At 62.5% G+C, this 22,560-nt stretch carries 16 protein-coding genes; 6 read left to right on the top strand and 10 right to left on the bottom strand.

Annotated features, from left to right (window positions below; genetic code table 11):
* Window position 1 precedes the first annotated feature (1 nt).
* On the bottom strand, window positions 2-829 hold the full coding sequence (locus tag P2T68_RS20835; RefSeq protein ID WP_102623859.1) for an ABC transporter permease: 828 nt from the start codon (window positions 827-829) through the stop codon (window positions 2-4).
* Between the two features lie 10 nt (window positions 830-839).
* Window positions 840-1,796 (bottom strand): aliphatic sulfonate ABC transporter substrate-binding protein, encoded by a 957-nt coding sequence (locus tag P2T68_RS20830; protein WP_069075930.1) that lies wholly within the window; start codon window positions 1,794-1,796, stop codon window positions 840-842.
* Between the two features lie 317 nt (window positions 1,797-2,113).
* Here P2T68_RS20830 and P2T68_RS20825 point away from each other — a divergent pair, with 317 nt between their 5' ends.
* Complete coding sequence (locus tag P2T68_RS20825; RefSeq protein ID WP_003173733.1) at window positions 2,114-2,329, top strand: TOBE domain-containing protein; 216 nt, start codon at window positions 2,114-2,116, stop codon at window positions 2,327-2,329.
* Between the two features lie 71 nt (window positions 2,330-2,400).
* Here P2T68_RS20825 and P2T68_RS20820 read toward each other — a convergent pair whose 3' ends face one another.
* The 7 genes from P2T68_RS20820 to P2T68_RS20790 all read right to left on the bottom strand — a co-directional run bounded on the left by P2T68_RS20820 (window position 2,401) and on the right by P2T68_RS20790 (window position 13,562).
* Window positions 2,401-6,948 (bottom strand): DUF6543 domain-containing protein, encoded by a 4,548-nt coding sequence (locus P2T68_RS20820; RefSeq protein WP_277378232.1) that lies wholly within the window; start codon window positions 6,946-6,948, stop codon window positions 2,401-2,403.
* A 101-nt stretch (window positions 6,949-7,049) separates the two neighbouring features.
* A complete protein-coding gene (locus P2T68_RS20815) occupies window positions 7,050-8,195 on the bottom strand; it encodes a PatB family C-S lyase (RefSeq protein WP_277378231.1) in 1,146 nt (381 codons plus the stop codon).
* Between the two features lie 153 nt (window positions 8,196-8,348).
* On the bottom strand, window positions 8,349-9,659 hold the full coding sequence (locus tag P2T68_RS20810; RefSeq protein WP_024075204.1) for an MFS transporter: 1,311 nt from the start codon (window positions 9,657-9,659) through the stop codon (window positions 8,349-8,351).
* 282 nt (window positions 9,660-9,941) lie between these two features.
* Complete coding sequence (locus P2T68_RS20805; protein WP_024075205.1) at window positions 9,942-10,574, bottom strand: N-carbamoylsarcosine amidohydrolase; 633 nt, start codon at window positions 10,572-10,574, stop codon at window positions 9,942-9,944.
* Between the two features lie 294 nt (window positions 10,575-10,868).
* On the bottom strand, window positions 10,869-11,621 hold the full coding sequence (locus P2T68_RS20800; protein WP_024075206.1) for an Asp/Glu racemase: 753 nt from the start codon (window positions 11,619-11,621) through the stop codon (window positions 10,869-10,871).
* A 10-nt stretch (window positions 11,622-11,631) separates the two neighbouring features.
* On the bottom strand, window positions 11,632-12,432 hold the full coding sequence (locus P2T68_RS20795) for an alpha/beta hydrolase (RefSeq protein ID WP_277378230.1): 801 nt from the start codon (window positions 12,430-12,432) through the stop codon (window positions 11,632-11,634).
* Entirely contained in the window at window positions 12,429-13,562 is a 1,134-nt protein-coding gene (locus P2T68_RS20790) for an FAD-dependent monooxygenase (protein WP_024075208.1), read from the bottom strand. The genes P2T68_RS20795 and P2T68_RS20790 overlap by 4 nt, the downstream gene beginning before the upstream one ends.
* A 308-nt stretch (window positions 13,563-13,870) precedes the next feature.
* Between P2T68_RS20790 and P2T68_RS20785 the strand changes: the two genes are divergently transcribed.
* The 4 genes from P2T68_RS20785 to P2T68_RS20770 all read left to right on the top strand — a co-directional run bounded on the left by P2T68_RS20785 (window position 13,871) and on the right by P2T68_RS20770 (window position 19,978).
* Window positions 13,871-14,923, top strand: a complete 1,053-nt coding sequence (locus tag P2T68_RS20785; protein WP_024075209.1) for a 2,5-dihydroxypyridine 5,6-dioxygenase — start codon at window positions 13,871-13,873, stop codon at window positions 14,921-14,923.
* 129 nt (window positions 14,924-15,052) lie between these two features.
* Window positions 15,053-15,487, top strand: a complete 435-nt coding sequence (locus P2T68_RS20780) for a MarR family transcriptional regulator (RefSeq protein ID WP_081329278.1) — start codon at window positions 15,053-15,055, stop codon at window positions 15,485-15,487.
* Between the two features lie 481 nt (window positions 15,488-15,968).
* Complete coding sequence (locus tag P2T68_RS20775; protein WP_024075211.1) at window positions 15,969-16,454, top strand: (2Fe-2S)-binding protein; 486 nt, start codon at window positions 15,969-15,971, stop codon at window positions 16,452-16,454.
* Between the two features lie 2 nt (window positions 16,455-16,456).
* Window positions 16,457-19,978, top strand: a complete 3,522-nt coding sequence (locus tag P2T68_RS20770) for a molybdopterin cofactor-binding domain-containing protein (RefSeq protein WP_277378229.1) — start codon at window positions 16,457-16,459, stop codon at window positions 19,976-19,978.
* Between the two features lie 45 nt (window positions 19,979-20,023).
* Here the strand turns inward: P2T68_RS20770 and P2T68_RS20765 are convergent, their stop codons facing one another.
* Window positions 20,024-20,671: a TetR/AcrR family transcriptional regulator gene (locus tag P2T68_RS20765; protein ID WP_069075925.1), complete on the bottom strand. Its 648-nt coding sequence runs from the start codon at window positions 20,669-20,671 to the stop codon at window positions 20,024-20,026.
* A gap of 160 nt (window positions 20,672-20,831) precedes the next feature.
* Between P2T68_RS20765 and ggt the strand changes: the two genes are divergently transcribed.
* Window positions 20,832-22,556, top strand: a complete 1,725-nt coding sequence (gene ggt / locus P2T68_RS20760; RefSeq protein ID WP_024075214.1) for a gamma-glutamyltransferase — start codon at window positions 20,832-20,834, stop codon at window positions 22,554-22,556.
* Window positions 22,557-22,560 lie beyond the last annotated feature (4 nt).

Raw genomic sequence — 22,560 nt, 5'->3', positions numbered from 1 at the left:
CCTATCGCTCCGTGCCTTGGCCGTTGAAGGTGTCACGCCAGGCCAGGCAGCGTTTCTCCAGGGTGGCGAGCAAGCCATCGCTGACCTTGCCCAATAGCGCCAATACGATGATCGCTGCGAGCACGATGTCTGGCCGTGAGGTTTCCCGCCCATCGCTGAGCAGGTAACCCAGGCCCTTGGTGGCCGCGATCAACTCGGCTGCCACCAGGAACATCCACGCCAGGCTCAAGCCGCTGCGCAACCCGGTGAACAGGCCGGGCAGGGCGGCAGGCAACAGGATGCGGCGTACCAGGCGCCGTCGGCTGAACCCATACATTTGCCCGACCTCCACCAGCTTGCGGTCGATATCGCGTATCGCTGCGACGCCATTGAGGTACACCGGGAAAAACGCGCCGATCGCGATCAGTACGATTTTCGAGGTTTCATCGATGCCCAGCCACAGCAACAACAGCGGCACCCAGGCCAGGCTGGGGATCGAGCGCAAGCCGGCAAAGGTCGGTTCCAGATAGGCTTCGGCCTCACGGCTCAACCCGACCCAGGCGGCGAATCCCAGGGCCAGGCTGGCGCCGATGGCAAACCCGAGCAACACCCGGCCGAGGCTGGCGCTGATGTGTTTCCACAGTGCGCCTTCGGCCAGGTCCGTCAGGGTCACGGCAATCTCGCTGGGCGCCGGCATCTGGTAGGACGGCAGCCAACCCACGCGTACCACCGCCTCCAGCACCAGTAGGATCAGCACCGGCAACACCAGGCCCTTGAGCCGCCTTGGCCAGGCACTGCGGTTGATCGCCACGGGCGTGGCCAGGGGGAGTGCTTGGGTTTTGCTGGTCATCACGGGTTCCTCAGTGGCCGAACGAGGTGTCGATCAACTGGTCGATCACCTCGTCCACATTCACGCCTTTGCGCACCAACGCTTCGGACACCAGGATCGGTGCGGCAGCCTTGGACGACAGCACATCCTTGCTGCTCAAGAACGGCGTGCTCAGATCCGTACGCGACAGTTGCAGCTTGGCCACTTCCAACGGCAGGCCGGACTCGTCGGCGAGCAGCTTGGCGAACTCATCCGGGTGCTTCACCGCCCAATCCCGGGCCTTTTCATAAGCGCCGAGCACTTTGGTGATGGTCTGTGGATGCTCCTTGGCGAACTTCTCGGTCACGCTGACGACGCCGTAACTGTTGAACGCCTTGTTGCGGTACAGCAGGCGCGAACCGGCCTGGATTTCGCTGGCGGCCATGTGCGGGTCGAGACCGGCCCAGGCGTCCACGTCACCTTTCTCCAGGGCCGTGCGGCCGTCGGGGTGCTGCAGGTGCACCAGCTCCACATCGTCCTTCTTCAACCCGGCTTGTTGCAGGCTGCGCAGCGTGAACAGGTAAGGGTCGGTGCCTTTGGTGGCGGCGATTTTCTTGCCCTTGAGGTCGGTGACGCTCTTGAATGGCGAGTCCTTACGCACCACCAGGGCGGTCCATTCGGCGCGACTGTAGACGTACACCGATTTGATCGGGCTGCCGTTGGCCCGGCTCAATACCGCTGACAGGCTGGCGGAGGAGGCAAAGTCCACGCCGCCGCTGTTGAGGTATTCCAGGGACCGGTTGCTGCCCTGGCTCAATACCCAGCCCACCTTGGAGTGCGGCAAGGCTTGTTCCAGCCAGCCGAAATGCTTGAGCACCAGGCTGACGGGCGAATAGTAGGCATAGTCCAGGTTGACTTCGACAGGGTCGGCTTCGGCGGCCTGGGCCAGGGGTTGCAGGCACAGGACCAGCGCGCAGGCGCCGAGTAAGCGTTGAGTGAAGGGTTTCATGGAACAGCTCCGGCAAGGCGTTGAGAGAGGGCTTTTCTTATATTCATAAAAATGAAATGGCATGTTCCATGATGCTTTTCAGGAATATGCAGTCTCTGTGCCATCTCGTTTGCACGCGTATTTACGGGGCTTCGAAGGGCCAAGGCTGTTGTGAGAGGGGCAAACTGTTGATCAAGTGTCGGTGGTGCAACAGCTTGTATATATCCAAATAGAATAAATAAAGAGTTATATATTCCTTTTAATGTCTTTGCGGTTGGCGCATTTTGAGGGCCTGCGCATTCGTGCGGATTGACCCAACAGCCAAAAGGAAAGCCGACATGACCATTAAAGCGATCAACGTGCGCAACCAGTTCAAGGGCGTAATCAAGGAAATTCTGCTCGGGGAGGTGGTCTCTGAAATTGACGTGCAAACCGCGTCCGGGATTGTCACCTCAGTCATCACCACTCGCTCGGTGCGGGACCTGGAATTGAAGGTCGGCAGTGAAGTGATCGCGTTTGTGAAGTCGACCGAAGTGTCCATCGCCAAGCTTTGAGCGACTGCACCGGTGACGGTAGCCGGCGGTGCTGGCCACCATCGCCGGTGAAAGGCGTGTGACTGAACCTCTCAATCGATGCGGTCGAAGATGGCGCGCAGCTCTTCGGGGGGCAGTACCCCCTTGCCGGTGCCTTCGATCAGCTCGAAGGTGCCATCGGCGTTGACAGTAATGCCCGCTGAGCTGGCAATCGTCACCGTGACCCCCGGCCGCTCCTTGAGCAACGCGTTGAGCGGCTGTTGCCCATTGAGCGTTTGTCCGATAACCGTGGCCAACCCCTGAGTGGATTGGGTGTTGACCCCGCCGACCAGTATCACGCGCCCCCCCTTGTTCAATGACGCCAACAGGTTGTCCAGCAGTTGCTGGGCGTTGCCATCGCGCAGGCCCAGTTCCAGGTTGCTGCCGGTCAGGTGCATCAGCGTACGGGTCTGGTAGGTGCTGCCATTCCAGTCGCTGAGTACCGCCAGCGCCGAGCAGTCGCTCAGGCTGCGGGTCGACAGGGGAGCGTGGTTATTGCTGAGGGTGGTCGATTCGCCCATGGCCACGTGGACAGGGGCGGCCGATTGCAATGATGGCGGGCGTACTGCCGGGGCCTTCGCGTTCCGGGGGCGCGACAGCTCGTAAGGGCGCTTCGGTTGCTTGACCAGGGTGTCGATCCAGTCCGGGTCGAGGGGGCTCATATTGGCTTGGCCGCCTTGACGAATCTTCAAGCCGGCGGCGTCCCATTTGGCCATGGTGGCCTGCAGTTGCTGCGTGTACTCAGACGCAGGGCAGGCGATGTCCGCCCAAGGGTCGACGACCCAGGCATCGGCCCAGGCTGGTCCGACGAAGTCGGTTGTCGCGCTGACCGGGCCGGGTGGGCCGCCGATCACGGTGAACGCGTGCGCGTCGCCCGCGCGCCATTCTGCCGCCTTGCCGCCACTCTTGCCGATGATGTCCCTGGACAGCAGCGCCATTTCGCCGCAGTTGCCGGCACCGGTCTTCATGATCAGGTCGGGGCCGTTCGGCGCGCGCAAGTCGGCGGTACGGCGCAGCCAGTTGAGCGTCATGTCAGCCGCATCCGCCCGGGCCAGGTCATTCGCCGAACGCAGCTGGTTGCCAGGGCCGAGCCCGGTGGCCTTGAGCGCTTGCTGGACCTGGGCCTTGGCGTTCTCGGCGTAAAACCGGTTCTGCCGGGCGGCGGGCCAGCGGGCAAAGTCCGCCGGTTTTTCCAGCGCTGAAACCTGCTGTGGCCGCAGTGCAACATCAGGCGGGGTGATGGCTTTGGCCCGCTGCAGCTGGTAGACCACTTCCCGCTGCTGCTCATCGGTCAACGCTTTGCACAGCTGTTTGAGTTCATCCACATCGGCTTTTGCATAGCCCGCCGCTTCGAGCTGCGGGTACACGCCCTTGAGCTTGGGCAGTGCGATGAAATCGGCATCCAGGGCCTGGGTGCTGTGGTTCAAGCCCAGGAACTGTCGGTAGCCTTGCACCAGGTTCAATTCGGTGGGGCTGCACTTTTTGAACGTGATATCGCCGGTCTGTTTTTTGTCCAGCGGGGCATAGTAGAACTCGGCGGTGTCCGCTTCCACGACCAGGTAGGGCTGGGTACCGCTGGTGACGACCACGGCCCTCAGTTGACGCTGGTCGTCAACGGCTTCGCTGATCTTGTTCAGCTTGACCACCCGCGTCTGTTCCGCGAGTGGCCCCAAGGTGTTGCCTGGATAGAACCCAAAGCCCGGGTCGGCCACGAGCTTGCCGCGGACCTGGCGTTTATAGGTGATGCGCTTGGCGTCGTTGACCGGCACCAGTTGTGAGCCGATGTCGGTTTCAAGCATTTTATGCAGGCGTTTTTCGTGGATCACCCAGCGGTCCTTGCTGAACAAACTGGGCTTGGAGGGGAACAGCCGCACATGCTCCAGGGCCTGCAGCTGTGCCTTGGGCTCGGGCAGGTCGTTAAGGATTTTGGCGAAGCATTCGTCGTTGGCGCCGCGCCGGACACGCCGCCCCGCCGCGGGGGCCGGGCAAATCGCCTCGAAATCGTCCAGGGGCTGGGCAGGCTCCTGCGCTTGGAGGTCGGTCAGCTCCCCAGGCCGGGAGTCTCGATAGCGATAGATCCTGTCACCGTCGACCAGGTCGTAGCCGTTGGTTCGGGGCAGGGTGTAGGCATTCGGCGTCAGGGCGTGGTCAATCACCTGGGCGCGCTGGCCGTCTGAAAACACTTCGTTGCGCAGCGGGAGGACGGCGGGGCGTTCGCGCGGCAGCTCAAACGGGTCGCTGGCCACCGGGTCCGTGCCGCCCGCGACAGCGAACAGCGTATTGAGCACACCGTCCAGCGCCGCGGATGCGCCCTGCCTGCGTTCCGCCTGGGTATCGCCGGAATAGGCTTTCTCTGCGCCCAACGCCGTTTCTGCAAGACCGGTGGCGGCGGCGATGCCCACGACCACCGGCTCGCCAATCACCGCCAACTTGGTCACCAGGCCCGCCGCTGCGGTCACATCGTTCAGCCAGGTATCACGGGTCACCTCGCTGTTGGATTTGATCGCGATGTCCGTATCGCTGGTCATGCGTTTGCGGGCCGCGTCCGTCATGGCGCTGAATACATCGCCCTGAATGCGCACATTGGCTTGATCGATCACGGTGCCTTCGAGATTGTCCCAGTACCCGCTGCCCAGGTACTTCAAGGCGCGGTCCACGCCTTTGTTCGATTGATCGTCGCCGGTGAAAAACGTCTTCAAGCCTGTCCAGAAACCGTTGTCGTTGTCCTGCCGATCCCTGAGCGAAAAATGTGATGCCAGCGCCTTGAGCTTATCGGGATCCTTGCCTTGCTCGGCGACCCATTGGTCCATTTTTTCCAGGGAATCGAAGCGAAGAAAGGCCGGTTGATGGCCTGGAATGTAGAGGATCTGCACGCCGTCGCGACGGTCGCGCACCGATCGATACGCCTCGTCGTGGCCGGTAAAGCGCAGGATATCGCTGGATTGAAAGCCGTTGATATCAAACACGTGGGTCGACACCTTGACCGGAGCCGTCGCCTTCAGCTGCTCGACGGTCAGGGGCCGATGCTCCTTCAGTGGCAGGTTGGACGCGGCTCCCATCACCCACTGATAGTCGTCATGGGTAAACCGCTGCTCAGGCGGCATTTTCTCACGTTCGGCCGGCGAAGCCTTTTCGTACGCCATGCGTTGCTGGCGCGCCTGGGCGACAAAATTGCCCTTCAAGGCCATGCGGTAGTCGTCGCCATGGTCTTTCCAGAAGCGCGCCTGCCGGGTCGCCGTGAGTTCCTGAAAGTCGGTTTTCCAACTCTCATGCATCAGCCTTGAAGGGGTGAGCGGGAACTGATTATGCACGCCATAACCGCGTTTTTTGCTCTCGCCGGTACCCACCGTATAGAGCCCGGCATCCTGGTCGAGCACGCCCGGTGTCCAATCCTGCTCGCCGAAGTTGCTCAGCAGCGCGTCCGGCAGGCGCTGGGAGCGTAACGGCTCTGTGCCCAGGTGTTCCCAGCCGGTGACGGTGGGCGCCGAATCCGCGTTGTAGAAGCGATTGAGGAACACGGTGTCAGCATCGACCTTGCGCCCAGTCAAGGTGAAGATGATCTCTTCGGCCCACTTCTTCGCCTCGTTGCGCACGTTGGGGAGCGCGTTCTGCATGGACTGCAAGCGCTGCGCGTAGCGGGATTTTTCGCGCAGGTCCACAGGGTTTGGCGGCCCGGCTGCTTTCAGGTCGCGTAGCAGGCGCTTCAACTGACCGGATGTTTTGGGTGGGCGCCTGCCCGACGCCTGGAGCACCTGTGCCAGGCTGGCGCGAGCGGCCATGCCGTTGTGGTGCTCCTGGCTGTAGGAGGAGCCTGGATGCACGCTGATCTGGCTGCTGTTCAGGCCTCGCGCCAAGGCCAGCAGGGTTTCTGGCGGCGCGGGCAGGCCAGCCAGCAGTCGGGCCAGGCCGGCGATCAGGTGATGTCGGTCATGGCTGTCACCGACCACGCGCTGTTGTGCGGCCAGGGCGGCCGCGCCGCGCAGGGGGTCAGTGTCGGTGATGGGCGCAAATGTCTGTTTGCGGGCCGTGGTGTTCAGCGCATTCGAGTCAGCTTGGCTGATGCCATAGAAGCGCAGCACATCCTGGGCGCTGGCCACGTCGTACGGCTTGGACGGGTAGTCGAGCAGTCGTCCGCTGGAGGGCGGCCAGAAACCCAGGGCTTGTACCGCCTGGATCAGCGGCCCGGCCACTGCCGCAAAGCCGGAGTGGTCGTCCAGGCTGAAGGTCTTGGCTTGGCCATCGACGGTGACTTCCAGGGTATTGGGCCCGGGGTGGAACTGTACGTTTGACGTTGAAATGTTATTGGCCTTCATCCACTGCTTGAAATCTGGCGTGCGCAGGGCATCGTCCAATTGCTTCAACCAGAGCCCCAGGGTGGAATGGGGCGGGACGTTGAACAGTGAGTCCGGGCCCGAAAGCGGATGGTCGAACGGCGCGGGGCCGAGGCTTTGCACCAGTTGGCTGTCGCCCTGGTGCCTGAGCGTTTCGCGGCTCGACGGCGGCGAAATGGTGTAGGCCGGTTGATTGCGGGGAGCCTCCCCTGTGTAGGAGTTAAGGACGAGCACAGGGGGCAGGGCGGTGTTCTGGATTGATTGCGTCATGGGATGGCTGGCTCCGCGAACGTTTCTACAACTGGACTGGCCCCGCCAAGGCGTGGACCTGATCTGTGTGGGAAACGTCGGTGTTGCGGTTCCAGCCGATTTCAGCGGTTTTGTAAGCTGCGCTCCAGGCGTTGAATACCCTCTTCGAGCATCGCTCGGGGGCAGCCGAAGTTCAGGCGCACGAACTGCTGGCTGTCATCGCCGAATTCGATACCGGCGCTCAGACCGACCTTGGCCTGTTCGAGGAAGAACTGCTGCGGGTCGTCCAGCCCCAGGGCGCTGCAATCCAGCCAGGCCAGGAAGGTGCCTTGCGGTGCATGCATCACCACGCCGGGCAAGCGGGTTCGCACCGCCTCAAGCAAGTAGTCGCGGTTGCCTTGCAGGTAGTGCACCAGCGCCGCCAGCCAGTCGCTGCATTGGCTGTAGGCCGCGCGGGTGGCTTCCAGGCCCAGGGGGCTGACACTATCGACCATGCCGCAACGCGCGTGGTTGAAGCGTTCGCGAATCTCGGCGTTCTGCACCACGGCAAAGCAGGTCTTCAGGCCGGCCACGTTGTAGGCCTTGCTCGCCGACATCAGGGTGATCGTGCGCTGCGCGATCTCCGGGCTGAGGCTGGCGGTGGGGATATGGCGACGCCCATCGAAACACAGCTCGGCGTGGATCTCGTCGCTGATGATCAGTGCGCCCTGTTCCAGGCACGCGGTGGCCACGGCCAGCAGTTCTGCGCGGGGGAAAACCTTGCCCACGGGGTTGTGCGGGTTGCTCAGCAGCAGCGCGCCAGCGCCGCTCAGCGCCTGGCGCAAGGCGGGCAGGGGCGTGAGGTATTCGCCGTCGATGCAGTCGAACGGCACTTCGATACGGGGCAGGTTCCAGTGCCCGGGGGCCAGGCGAATCGGCCGATAGTTGGGGGTTTGCAGCACCACCGGTTGGCCGGGTTGCACGAAGGCGTGCAGGGCCATGTTGAACCCCGGTTCGACGCCGGGCAGGAACAGCAGCTCTTCGGGTTGCACGCGCCACGCGTACTTGGCCCACAGGTCGTTGACAATCGCCTCGCGCACATCCGGGCCGGCCACGCTGTAGCCGAGGATCTGCTGGTCGAGACGCTCGCGCAGGGCTTGCAACACCGCCGGCGGCGCGGCGATGTCCATGTCGGCGATCCACATTGGCAAGACATCTGGCGGGTAACGGTTCCACTTGGTGCTGCCGGTGCCGAGGCGGGGGTGGATCGTGTCGAAATCAAAACTCATGGGGGGCTCGTGTCGGAAAAGGCGGGGGCAAGAATGGCGCTGATTCTAGCGCCATTCATTTGCCGATGCGCAACTTGCCGCAGGTGTTCAGTCGGTCAGTCCCCAGCGTTTCAGAAAAACTTGCAGGGTGATTCATCCGAGAAAGTTGGGGTATCAGCGATTCACCAGTTTCGCCGGCAAGGCGATGACCAGGAAGCTGCTGAGGATCAGGCAACCGGCGAAGAACCACAACGCACCCGCGCTGCTGCCGGTGACGTCGATCGCCACGCCCATCAAGGAGTTGCTCACCAGGCCCGCGATGTTCGCCACCGAGCAGGCCAGGGCGAAGCCGGTGGCCGCCGCGGTGCCTTTGAGAAAGGTCGCCGGCAGGCTGAAGAACACCGGCACCGCGCCGATGATCGCCGCCGAGGCAATCGCGAACAGCACCACGGTGGCAGCCACGTTATGGGTGAAGAAGGTGCTGGTGGCCATCGCGGCTGCGCCAATGAAAAACGGCACGATGATGTGCCAGCGGCGTTCGCGGTGCTTGTCCGAGCTGGCGCCAATCAGCAGCATGCCCAGCAGCGCGGCGACACTCGGCAGCGCGGTGAGGATGCCGATATGGAAGGTGTCGGTGACCCCGGCGTTGCGGATAAACGTTGGCATCCAGAACCCCATGGCGTAGGCGCTGAGCAGGATCGAAAAGTCGATCCCGCCGAGCATCCACACCTTGAGGTTGAAGAACCCGTCACGGAAGCTGTGCTTGCTGCCGGCACCGTCGGCGTCATCCTTGCGCAGCTCGCGTTCGAGCAGGGTCTTTTCCTCGATCGACAGCCATTTGGCTTGTTGGTAGCTGTTGGGCAACGCCCAGAACGTCAGGACGCCGAGCAGCACGCTGGGCACTGCTTCGATCAGGAACAGCCACTGCCAGCCACGCAGGCCCGCCATATGGTCGAAGTGCCCCATGATCCAGCCGGACAGCGGGCCGCCGATCACGCTGGACAGCGGCAGGCCGATCATGAACAACGCAATGATGCGTCCGCGCCGGTGCGTGGGAAACCAGGTGGTCAGGTAGTACAGCACCCCAGGCAAAAAGCCGGCTTCGGCGGCACCGAGCAAAAAGCGCAGGATGTAGAACTGGGTGGTCGAGGTGACCAGCATGGTGCAGGCCGAGAGCAGGCCCCAGGTGATCATGATGCGCGCGATCCAGATCTTTGCGCCGACCCGCTCCAGCACCAGGTTACTCGGTACTTCAAAGATGATGTAGCCCACGAAGAACAGGCCGGCCCCGAGGCCGAACGCGGTTTCGCTGAACTGCAACTGGTCGAGCATCTGCAGTTTGGCGAAGCCGATGTTGATCCGGTCGAGGTACGCGGCCAGATAGCAGAAGCACAGGAACGGGATCAGCTTCCAGGTGATCTTGTGGTAGAGCGTGTTGACGGGATCGGCGACCGTGGTCGCGGGTGCTGCATTCGCAATGGGCATTGGGGTGTCTCCTGGCGGTGACTTATGGTTTTTATGCTGCCGCTTTGTTCCAGCACTTCGGCGTGCTGTACAAGCGACGTCCAAAGGCAGTGTCAGAAGACTGAGGGGGTCGGGTTGGCCTTTACCGGTGGCGAGGGAGCCTGCTCCCGTCGAGCAGCCCCAGAGTGCTGGGAGCGCTGCGCACTCCAACGCGAGCAAGCTCGCTCGCAACCGGTAAGGTGCCTGGCTTCAGGCCTCAGTTTTTTCAAGACCGCGCTCTACGGCGCAGTTCTTAGTAACGTCTTATTGCTCCCTGAATTTGCTCATCGCCTCCTGCTTGCTCACCACGTCGCCGTACTTGCTGTCGATATCGAACAAGTTGGCTTCATGGGGCGCGGGGTGTCGATCGCCGACGCACTCGCGCACGACGATGGTGCGAAACCCGTGTTGCACCGCGTCCACCGCCGTTGCACGAATGCAGCCACTGGTGGAGCAGCCGGCCAGTACCACTGTGTCGATGCCCTGGGCGTGCAGCATCGGGGCCAGGCTGCTGCCGAAAAACGCGCTGGCGTATTGTTTGGTGATCACCACTTCATCGGCCTGGGGCACGACCTCGGCGCAGAACGCGGCGAGGGGGTTGCCTTCGACCATGTCCTTCATCACTGGGGCCTTTTTTACCCAGATACCGCCGTCGACGAAATGGCCGGGATGGTAGCGGATATTGGTGTGCACCACCGCAATCCCGTGCTTGCGCGCGGTGGCCAGCAGCTCGACGCTCTCAGCCACGGCAGTCACCACGCCCGGCGCGAACAACGGTGCGCCTTCGGTGGTGTAGCCCTGCATGAAGTCGATCATCAGCAAGGCGGCTTTTTTACCGAAGCCGATGCGGTTGCCCCAGACGCCCTGGTAGTTGGCGTTGGCGGATTGTTCGCTCATCGTTTCAATCCCTCATATTTGGACAATGCACTTACCCTGTGGTGATGGAGTTTGTTGGGGTCAGCTCGCCTGGTGTGGTGAGCCAGCCTGTAGTGGCAAGTGGACCTGTTGTGGCGAGCGGGCTTGCCCCGCGTTGGGGCGCGAAGCGGCCCTAACCCCAGGCGCCACGGTTTTTTCAGAAAGAACTCGGCGACTTTATTGGGGCTGCTACGCAGCCCAACGCGGGGCAAGCCCGCTCGCCACAACAAGCCCGCTAGCCACGACAGGTCAGCTCGCCACTTCTCCATCTGCGCTTCAGTACGCGCCGGAGAGCAAGGCGCCGGCGCCGGGAACGATGGGTTCCAAGTCCAGGGCCTTGAGCATGGCGTAGGTGGTGGCGATGGCGGCGGTGAGCACTGGCTTGCCGGTTTGTGCTTCGACCTTGGCCACCACCGGCAGCGACTGCATCTGCACGCAGGCCGACAGCACGATCACATCGACGCCTTGCAGGTTCATTCCGGCGACAATGGCCGGCAGGTTGGCCGGATCGTGACGGGCCACGTCGAGGTTGTCGGGGATCTCCAGGGCGCGCCAGTCCACCACCTCGAAGCCTTCTTCGCGGATGTAGTTCACCACCAGTTCGGTCAGCGGCTTCATATAGGGCGCGACAATCGCGATGCGCTTGGCGCCCATGACTTTCAAGCCTTCGATCAGCGCCCCGGCACTGGTGATCACCGGGGCGTTGGCGTCGTTATCGGCAGTGGCCTTGCGCAGGCGCTGTTCGGAGTTGCGGTGATAGCCCAGGCCCATGGCCATGATCGCCACCAGGCACGCATAGCCCAGCACGTCGACCTTGGCGTCGGACAGTTCGACGGCGCAACGATCGGATTCGCCGTCCATCGCCGCCAGTTCTTCCTTGCGCACTTGCTTCATGCGCATGCGGCTGGAGTGAAAGGTAAAGCGCTCGGGGCGGATCGCCTGGCGCGCGGTGAGCATCGCCGGGATCTCGGTTTCCATGGTGGTGTTGGAGCTCGGCACAATCTGGCCAATGCGGTAAAGCTTCTGCATGGTGGTGTCCTTATTGTTGTACGAGGAAGTCGCCAAGGGCGTGGAAGAAGCCTTCGAGGTCGTCCCACGGAATCATGTGCCCGGCATTCGGTACGCGGGCGACCTGGATGCTCGGTTGCAGGGCCTGGATTTCCGCGATGTCGTCATCCAGGATCACGCCACCACGCCCGGCCACCATCAACAGGGCCGGGGCCTTGAGGTGCGGCAGGTCTTGGTGGAAGTCCACCGTGTGGAAGTCATTGAAGGCACGCACGATGGCCGGTTCAAAGCAGGTGTGCAGCCACTCGGCGCGCAGTTGCAGTTGCGCGTCGGTCCAGGTGGCGCAGAAGGCGCGCATGGCCTCTGCGTCCATGCCGATCAGGGATTGGCGGATCGAGTCGACGTACCACGGCAGTTTGCTCGGGTATTCACGCCGGCCGGGGCCGGACACTGGTGGGTCGATCAGCACCACACGGTTGACGCCCCTGGGGTGCTTGACCGCGCTGCGTACGGCAAAGCGCGCGCCCATGGAATGGCCGACCAAGTGGTAGCTGTCCAGGTGGAGTGCGTCGGCAAAGGCGCCAATGTCCTCGGCGCAGGTGTCTGCGCTGTAGTCCAGCCCAGGTCCGGTGGAGGACAGCCCACGTCCGCGCACGTCCAGCACGTAGGTGTCGAAGTGTTCGCCCAGGCGTTCGGCGACGAACCCCCAGGTGATTGCAGGGCTGGTGATGCCCGGGATCAGGATCAGCGCCGGCCCTTTGCCGCCGTAGCGCAGGTAATGCTGGCGAATGCCATTGGCCTGCACGTTGCCGCCATAGAGGAAGGTGCTCACGCGGCCACCCCCGATTTCAGCTCCTGGGCGTACAGGTCATAGCCGTAGACCCAGGCCGGATCTTCCTGGGTGCGCAGCCAGGTGTTGGCGTTGGACACGGCCTGCACGCGGGACGCACGTTCCTTGCGGTTGGCTTCGTAGAGCTGGAAGGCGGTGCGGTAGTCGCTGATCCCGGTTTCCTGCAGGCAGCGGGTGAGCATGGCGGCGTCTTCGATGGCCATGCCCGCGCCTTGGGCCATGTGTGGTTTCATCGGGTGGCAGGCATCGCCCAACAGCACAAGGCGGCCGCGGCTCCACAGCGGCAACGGGTTGCGGTTGCGCAGCGGCCATTTGGTCACGCTTTCGGTGGATTCGATCAGCGCCTGCACGGTGGGGTGGTAACCCTTGAACGCCTCGAACATCTCTTCGCGGCTGCTGTCGACGAAGGCACCCTGGAAGTCCCATTCGGCATGGGGCACACCGGTCACGTAGTAGTACTCGTCGCGCTTGCCGGTGGTGTAGTAGACCATCATGTGACGGTCTTCGGTCCACCACTTGATGCAGTCCTCGAACGTGAGGTCGTACTTGGCCAACTGGTCGCCACGGATCAGCGCGCGGTGCGCGACCCAGCCGCTGTACAGCGGTTTTTCCACGCCGAGCAGTTCTTCGCGGATCTTTGAGTTGATGCCGTCGGCGCCGATCACGATATCGGCGTAGGTCACTTCGCCGTCGGCAAAGGTCAGGCGCACCTGGGTATCGGTTTCTTCAAGGGTTTCCAGGCGCTTGTTGAAGTGCAGGGTGCCGGGCTTGAGGGTGGACATCTGCAAGGCGTGCAGGTCGCCGCGGTGCACGGTGATATAGGAAGCACCGTAGCCGGTGAGGGGGATGCGCGAGAGGTAGTCGCCGGTTTCGCCGCAACGGCTGAACCAGTGCTCGGGGTGCGAGCCCATCAAGTCCAACTGCTTCTCGATGCCCATGCGGCGGAAGATTTTCATGATGTTGGGGCCCATGTGGATGCCCGCGCCCAACCGGGAAAATTCCGGTGCCTGCTCAAAAACGTCCACGTCGAAGCCGGCTTGTTGCAACAGGGTGGCTGCCGCCGCGCCACCCAGGCCGGCACCGACGATGGCGATTTTTTGTGTGCTTCCCATGGGGCGTGTTCCTCTCTCTTTTTGATTTTTCGGCGGTATCTTTCCGCAAGGTTTTTAAAGTGTATACGCTCATTTTTTGAAATGGGAAGTCCATCGTTGAAAATTTATTTTTGGGCGTCAATCGGCCTGTGTAACGCTTGGTAGCCATTAAATATTAGGTTTGTGTGGGTTGGTAACGGTTTGGCGCGGCGCTTGCAGTCGGCCTGCAATTCAGGTCTTATCGTTATTAAATGGCGTATACGCTATAAAAGTGCACTAGAGTGAAGCGCAATGCCTGAACTTGGTGCAACCCAACAGGAGACAGGAAAATGCCGGTAAGCGATTGCGAACTGACCCAGATGTTTGAACATGTGCTGAGGTTGTCGAAGGTCGATGCGACCCAGAGCGTGGCCGTGCTCAAGAGCCATTATTCCGACGCGCGTACCGTGCGTGCCGCAATGGACGCGGCGCAGCGCTTGGGCGCCAAGGTGTACGCAGTGGAATTGCCGTCGTTCAACCATCCACGGGCGATGGGCAATGACATGACCGCCTACTGCGGTGACACCGCACTCACCGGCAATATCGCCGCCCAGCGTGCGCTTGAAGCCGCCGACCTGATCGTCGATACCATGATGCTGCTGCACTCGCCGGAGCAGGAGCAGATCCTCAAGACCGGCACGCGCATCCTGCTGGCTGTGGAGCCGCCGGAAGTGCTGGCGCGCATGCTGCCCAGCGAAGACGACAAGGTGCGCGTACTGGCGGCCGAACAGATGTTGAAGAAAGCGCGTTCGATCCACGTCAAATCCCGCGCCGGCAGCGATTTCCGCGCCGCCTTGGGGCAGTACCCGTCAGTGACTGAATACGGTTTTGCCGATGAACCTGGGCGCTGGGACCACTGGCCGAGTGGTTTTCTGTTCTCCTGGCCTAACGAAGAAACCGCCGAGGGCGTGCTGGTGCTGGACATTGGCGACATCCTCCTGCCGTTCAAGACCTACACCCGCGAGAAGATCACCCTGGAGATCGAGAAAGGCTTTATCACCGGGATTCATGGTGGTTTCGAGGCCGAATACCTGCGCGACTACATGAAGTACTTCAACGACCCTGAGGTGTACGGCATCTCCCATATCGGCTGGGGCTTGCAGCCGCGGGCGCAATGGACCGCCATGGGCCTGCATGACAAGAACGACGGCATGTGCATGGATGCGCGGGCGTTCTATGGCAACTTCCTGTTTTCCACCGGGCCGAATACCGAGGTGGGCGGCACGCGCAAGACGCCGTGCCATATGGATATTCCGCTGCGCAATTGCGACGTGTACCTGGATGATGAGGCGGTGGTGATTGCGGGGGATGTGGTGGCCCCCGCAGCGTCCTTGGCTCGCTGAAAATCCCGTGTGGGCAGGGGGCAAGTCCCCTCCCGCATTTTTGAGTGCTTTCAGGCGATGAGTGCCTTGAGTCATTTCGGCATCCCCGCCATCATGCCTTCCCATCGCCAACCACCCACCGAGTCCGCCGTGCCTGATTCCTACGTCTTTTCTGAACAAGTTGGCCACCTGTTGCGCAAGGCCTACCAGCGCCACCTGGCGATCTTTCAGCAGAATGTCGGCGATTCGCAGCTCACTGCTGTGCAGTTCGTCACCCTGTGTGCGCTGCGCGATCACGGTGCAAGTTCCCTGACTGAGCTGGTCAAGGCCACGGCTGTGGACCAGGCGACCATTCGCGGGATTGTCGAACGGCTCAAGGCGAAGGAACTGATTACCCTGGAGCCCGACCCGCAAGACAAGCGCAAGGTGGTGGTCAACCTGTCTGGCGCGGGCGCCGAACTGGTCGCACATACTACGCCGCGCGCGGCACAGATCAGCGAGTTGACCATGAGCAACCTCAACCCCGCCGAACGGGTGGCGGTGCTGTTCCTGCTGCGCAAGATGATCGACGATCCCCAGGACTGATAGCGGCCTGGAGCCGGGCTTGGTTTGGTTAGCGGGCCCGTAGTGGCAAGGGGACCTTGTTGTGGCAAGTGGGCCTGTTCTGGCAAGGGGACCTGTTGTGGCGAGCCGGCTTGTTGTGGCGAGCGGGCTTGCCCCGCGTTGGGTGGCGAAGCCGCCCCAATAAAGTCGCCGAGTTCTTTCTGAAAAAACCGTGGCGCCTGGGGTTGGGGCCGCTTCGCGCCCCAACGCGGGGCAAGCCCGCTCGCCACAACAAGCCGGCTCACCACAACAAACCTGCTCACCACAACAAGTCCCCTTGCCACAGCACAACCAGCCCACTTGCCACAGAGGATGCGTCCACCCCCTTGGCATCGTTTTTGCTCTGAATTGATGTAGCAGCCACTTCATGAGTCAAGTGTGTCGCGAGGCCCCAGGTCCGTGACGCTTTTTTTTTGACTGTTTAATGTAGTGACTACTTCATCAATGGAGACAGGCGAAGCGAATGATCAGCCCCCACATCACGGTAGCGCTTGAGGTCAACGGCCAACCCAGCGAAGTCAGCGCCATGGCAGACACCTCGCTGCTACTGGTGTTGCGCAATGACCTGCAACTCAACGGCCCCAAGTACGGCTGCGGTTTGGGGGAGTGCGGCGCATGTACCGTGATCATCGATGGCGTGGCCGCGCGCTCCTGTGTATTCCCGCTGTCGGGGGCGGCAGGGCGCAAGATCGTCACCCTTGAAGGCCTCGGCACGCGCCAGGCGCCGCACCCGGTGCAGCAGGCCTTTATTGATGAGCAGGCCGCCCAATGCGGTTACTGCCTCAACGGCATGATCATGACCACCAAGGCTTTGCTTGACCGCAATCCCAACCCCAGCGAAGCCGAGGTGCGCAATGAGTTGTCGGGCAACCTCTGCCGCTGTGGCACCCATCTCGAAATCCTCCGCGCGGTGCTGCGTGCCGCCCGCCTTATGACCGTGGATCGATGACCATGACCGATACTCCGCTTTCCCGTGACCAGTGGCTGGCCAAGGCCGGCGTGCTGCTGATCGTCGATGATGTGCTACCGCCTTCCGGCCCGGTGGCCAAGGGCGGGACGCCCACCGTGAAGCCCAAGGAACTGGGATTGTTTATCGCCGTGAACGATGACGGTCTGGTGTACGCCTTCAACGGCCATGTGGACCTGGGCACCGGTATCCGCACCGCGCTGGCGCAGATCGTCGCCGAAGAGCTCGATCTGGACCTGGACCAGGTGAGGATGGTGCTCGGCGACACGGAGCGCGTGCCAAATCAGGGCGCGACGATTGCCAGCGCGACCTTGCAGATTTCCGCAGTGCCGCTGCGTAACGCGGCGGCCGAAGCGCGGCGCTTTCTGCTGGCGCGGGCCGCCGGGCGTTGGGGCGTCAGTACGGCGAGCCTCAAGGTGGAAGCGGGCGTGATTCATGCGTCAGACGGGCGAACCCTCACCTATGGCGAGCTGGTCTGCGGCCAGCGCGATCAGTTGCGCGTCAGCGGTGATGCCCCCTTGAAGGCCCTTGAGGATTATCGCCTGGTGGGCAAGGGCGCCGAACGGGTAGACATCCCCGGCAAGGCCACTGGCGAGTTGACCTATGTCCATGACATGCGTGTGCCCGGCATGCTCCATGGTCGGGTGGTGCGCCCGCCGTATGCAGGGCTGGATTGCGGCGACTTTGTCGGCAACAGCCTGTTGAGCGTGGATGAGTCCTCCATCGCGCATATCCCCGGCATCGTCGCGGTGGTGGTGATCCGTGATTTTGTCGGGGTGGTGGCGCTGCGCGAGGAGCAGGCGATCAAGGCCGCCGAGGCGCTGCAGGTGCACTGGAAACCGTGGAACAATGGGTTGCCGGATATGAGCGATGTCGAGCAGGCGATCCGCGACAATCCTCGCGTTCGCCGCACGGTGCTCGACCAGGGCAATGTCGACGAAGCGCTCGCCAATGCCAGCCAGCGCATGCCGCGCAGTTACCTGTGGCCATACCAGATGCACGGCTCCATCGGCCCATCCTGCGGCGTGGCGGATTACACGCCGGCCGGCAGCCGCGTATGGTCCGGCAGCCAGAACCCGCACCTGCTGCGCGCTGACCTCGCGTGGTTGTTGGCCTGCGATGAAGCGCTGATCGAGGTGATCCGCATGGAGGCTGCCGGCTGTTACGGGCGCAATTGTGCCGACGATGTGTGTGCCGACGCGCTGCTGCTGTCGCGCGCGGTGGGCAAGCCGGTGCGCGTGCAACTGAGCCGTGAACAGGAACACCTGTGGGAGCCCAAGGGCACCGCGCAGCTGATGGAAGTGGATGGCGGCCTCAACGCCGACGGCAGCATTGCCGCCTACGATTTTGAAACCAGCTACCCCTCGAATGGCGCGCCGACCCTGGCGCTGTTGTTGACCGGTCGTGTCGAGCCGGTGGCGGCGATGTTCGAGATGGGCGACCGCACCTCGATTCCACCCTATGACATCGAGTCCATGCGCGTGACCATCAACGACATGGCACCCATCGTGCGGGCTTCGTGGATGCGCGGCGTATCGGCCTTGCCCAACACCTTCGCCCACGAATCCTATATCGACGAACTGGCGTTCGCTGCCGGCGTGGACCCGGTGGAATACCGCCTGCGTTATCTCAAGGATGAGCGCGCCATCGATCTGGTCAAATCCACCGCTGAACGCGCCAACTGGTCGCCGCGCACTGCGCCGATGCAGACCGCCAGCGAAGACCACTTGCTGCGCGGCCGCGGCTTTGCCTACGCGCGCTACATCCATAGCAAATTCCCAGGTTTCGGTGCGGCCTGGGCGGCGTGGGTGGCGGACGTGGCGATCGACAAGCAGACCGGCGATGTGTCGGTGACGCGGGTAGTGATCGGCCATGACGCAGGGATGATGATCAACCCGGCGGGCGTGCAACATCAGATCCACGGCAACGTGATCCAGTCCACCAGCCGCGTACTCAAAGAGCGCGTGACGTTTGAAGAGTCGACGGTGGCGAGCAAGGAGTGGGGCGGTTACCCGATCCTGACCTTTCCCGAAGTGCCGCAGATCGATGTGATGATGATGCCGCGCCAGGATCAGCCGCCCATGGGCGCTGGTGAGTCGGCGTCGGTGCCCAGCGCGGCGGCGATTGCCAATGCGATCTACGACGCCACCGGGATTCGCTTTCGCGAGTTGCCGATCACCCCGGAACGTGTGCTGGCGGCGTTGAATGCCGGCACCTTGGGGGAGCCCGCCAAGTCGCCGGAAAAACGCCGCAAGTGGTGGTTCGGTGCGCTGTTCGCCACCCTGGGCGCGGTGCTGGCCACGGCCTGGCCGTTTCACAGCGAGATTGCACCCATTGCGCCGCCCAGCGCCGGCACCTGGTCCAAGGCCACGCTGGAGCGCGGGCGTTTGCTGGCGGCGGCAGGGGATTGCGCGGTGTGCCATACGGCGCCTGGTGGAGCGGCCAATGCTGGTGGCCTGGCGATGCAGACGCCGTTCGGCACGCTGTACAGCAGCAATATCACCCCGGATGTCGAGACCGGCATTGGCGCCTGGTCATACCCCGCGTTCGAGCGGGCGATGCGCGATGGGATTGGCCGTGACGGACGCAACCTGTACCCGGCGTTTCCCTACACGGCGTTTCGCAACATCAACGATGCCGACATGCAGGCGCTGTACGCCTACCTGATGGCCCAGGCGCCGGTTAGCCAGGCGCCGACGCCGAATGCCATGAGGTTTCCGTTCAATCTCCGGCCCCTGATGGCGGGGTGGAATGCACTCAATCTGCGTCGCGGTGAAATCACCCCGCAGCCTGAACGCAGTGAGCAATGGAATCGCGGCAATTATCTGGTGAACGGCTTGGGGCACTGCGCGGCGTGCCATTCGCCGCGCAATCTGATGGGGGCAGAGAAGGGCGGCAAGGCGTTCCTGGCCGGTGGCATCGTGGACGGCTGGGAGGCCCCGGCGCTGACGGGGCTGTCGAAGGCGCCGACGCCGTGGACCGAAGATCAGTTGTTCACGTATTTGAGTACCGGTTATGCCGATGCCCATGGCGTGGCGGCAGGCCCGATGGGGCCGGTGGTCAGTGAGTTGTCGAAATTGCCCAGGGCGGATATCCGTGCGATGGCGGTGTACCTGGCGTCGCTGAAGGGCGAGGCCGTTGCTGACGTGCAGGTGGCGACCAGGGTGCCAAATCCCAATGGCCGACGTGTGTTCGAGGGCGCGTGCAAAGCCTGCCATGCCGATGGCCTGGGGCCGAAATTGTTTGGGGTCAGCCCGTCACTGGCGACCAATACCAATGTGCACAGCGATCGGCCGGACAATTTGATCAAGGTGATCCTGCAAGGCATCAACAACCCGGCCACACAGGATCTGGGCTATATGCCGGGCTTCAAGGACAGCCTGTCGAACACTCAGGTGGCGGATCTGGTGGCCTATCTGCGCGGGCGATTTGCGCCGAACGCGCCAGGCTGGGAAGGGCTGGAACAGAAGGTCGCTCACCTACGCGCCAACCCTGGTACGCACTGACACTATTATGGCGAGCGGGCTTGCGCCCACAGGTGGGTCCGGTTTCTACAAGGGGGGCGGTGTGACGCCCCGGACCACCAGGTCACTGATAAATCCCAGCCAATCCTGCTGCGGCCCCTTGTTCGACAAATCCTCCCCCAGGAACGAGCTGAGGGTATGGCGGTTGGAGTTATAGAAGTAGCACAGCGAGGCGATCATCAAGTACACGTGCTTGAGGTCGACATCCTCGCGGAACACGCCCTGGGCCTGGCCGGCTTCGATAATCGGCCGCAATACGCCAACCGCTTCGCCTGACAGCCGTCGCATCTCACCCGACTGCCGGGCGTGCTTGCCCTGGTGCAGGTTCTCGATGCTCAGGATCGCCACGAACTCCGGGTGCTTGACGTAGTAGTTCCAGATAAACCCCACCAGGTCGCGCAGGGCCTGCACGGGTGTGTCGAGGTTCAGCTTGAGTTTGCCTTCGGCTTGGTTGAATTGCTCGTAGGTGTGTTCCAGCACGCAGACGAACAGGTGTTCCTTGCTGCCGAAATAGTAATAGAGCATGCGGTCGTTGGAGTCGGCCTCCTTGGAGATGGTATCGACGCGCCCGCCGGAATAGCCGTCGCGGGTGAACACCTTGACCGCCGCCTGGAGGATGCGCGCGCGGGTCTGGTCGGCCTGTTGTGCCCGAATGCCGGTCTTCTTGATCACCATGTCAAAGTGCCTCGCACGACAGTTTGGGCGCGGAATATAGCATGGGGATTTTCCGCTCCGTTCTGTGACCGACAAGTTCTGTAATAAAAACGCCATTGCGCTGGGGATTCAATCCGCGCCGGGCTATTTTGGTGCATCTCAATAACTAGAGTAGTCATGGATGAAATACCAACCTTTCAGCCGCACATTAATTGCCACTGCGCTGGTGTTGACGGTCAGCGGCGTGCACGCCGCCTCCCAGGCCCCGGTGGCCGGTGAAAATGGCATGGTGGTGACCGCCCAGCATTTGGCCACTCATGTGGGCGTGGATGTACTCAAGGCTGGCGGCAATGCGGTGGATGCGGCCGTGGCCGTCGGCTACGCGTTGGCGGTGGTGTATCCGGCGGCGGGTAACCTCGGCGGCGGCGGCTTTATGACCGTGCAACTGGCCGACGGGCGCAAGACCTTCCTCGACTTCCGCGAAAAAGCCCCCTTGGCGGCCACCGCCGACATGTACCTGGACAAGGACGGCAACGTCGTTGACGGCCTCAGCGCCAAGGGCCATCTGGCGGTCGGCGTTCCCGGCACGGTGTCGGGCATGGAGCTGGCCTTGAGCAAATACGGCACCCTCAAGCGCGCCCAGGTGATTGCCCCGGCGATCAAGCTGGCGGAAAACGGCTTCGAACTGGAACAGGGCGATATCGACCTGCTGCACACCGCCACTGGCGAGTTCGAAAAAGACAAGGACCTGCGCGCGATCTTCCTGCACAACGGCCAACCGATGCAGGTGGGCCAGAAGCTGGTCCAGAAAGACCTGGCCAAGACGTTGAAAGAAATCTCTGCCAAGGGCAGCGACGGCTTCTATAAAGGCTGGGTGGCCAAGGCGTTGGTGGATTCCAGCCAGGCCGGCAAAGGCATCATCACCCAGGCTGACCTCGACAAGTACAAGACCCGCGAACTGGCGCCTATCGAGTGCGACTATCGTGGCTACCACGTGGTCTCGGCGCCGCCACCGAGCTCCGGGGGCGTGGTGATCTGCCAGATCATGAACATCCTCGAAGGCTACCCGATGGCCGACCTGGGCTATCACTCGGCCCAGGGCCTGCACTACCAGATCGAAGCGATGCGCCATGCCTATGTGGACCGCAACAGCTACCTCGGCGATCCGGACTTCGTGAAGAACCCGATCGAGCATCTGCTCGACAAAAACTACGCCACGAAACTGCGTGACGCGATCGAGCCGAACAAGGCCGGCGACTCCCAGGCGATCAAGCCCGGCGTATCGCCCCATGAAGGTAACAACACCACTCACTACTCCATCGTCGACAAGTGGGGCAACGCGGTGTCGGTGACCTACACCCTCAACGACTGGTTCGGTGCCGGCGTGATGGCGAGCAAGACCGGGGTGATCCTCAACGATGAAATGGACGACTTTACCGTCAAGGTCGGCGTGCCGAACATGTATGGGCTGGTGCAGGGTGAAGCCAACGCCATCGCACCGGGCAAGGCGCCGTTGTCGTCGATGAGCCCGACCATCGTGACCAAGGACGGCAAGGCCGTGATGGTCGTCGGTACGCCGGGTGGCAGCCGCATCATCACCGCCACCTTGCTGACCATCCTCAATGTCATCGACTACAAGATGAACATCCAGGAAGCCGTCGACGCGCCGCGTTTCCACCAACAGTGGATGCCAGACACCACCAACCTCGAAACCTTCGCGGTGAGCCCCGACACCCAGAAGATCCTCGAAAGTTGGGGCCACAAGTTTGCCGGGCCTCAGGATGCCAACCACCTGGCCGCGATCCTGGTGGGCGCACCGTCGCTGGAGGGCAAGCCAGTGGGGAATAACCGCTTCTATGGGGCCAATGACCCGCGTCGTAATACCGGGCTGTCGCTGGGCTACTAACCGC

The organism is Pseudomonas sp. G11, from assembly GCF_029457515.1.
In the GTDB taxonomy this organism is placed as follows: Bacteria; Pseudomonadota; Gammaproteobacteria; order Pseudomonadales; family Pseudomonadaceae; genus Aquipseudomonas; species Aquipseudomonas gorinensis.
The sequence above is the reverse complement of the archived record's forward strand: the minus strand, read 5'-3'. Positions and strand labels throughout refer to the sequence as shown.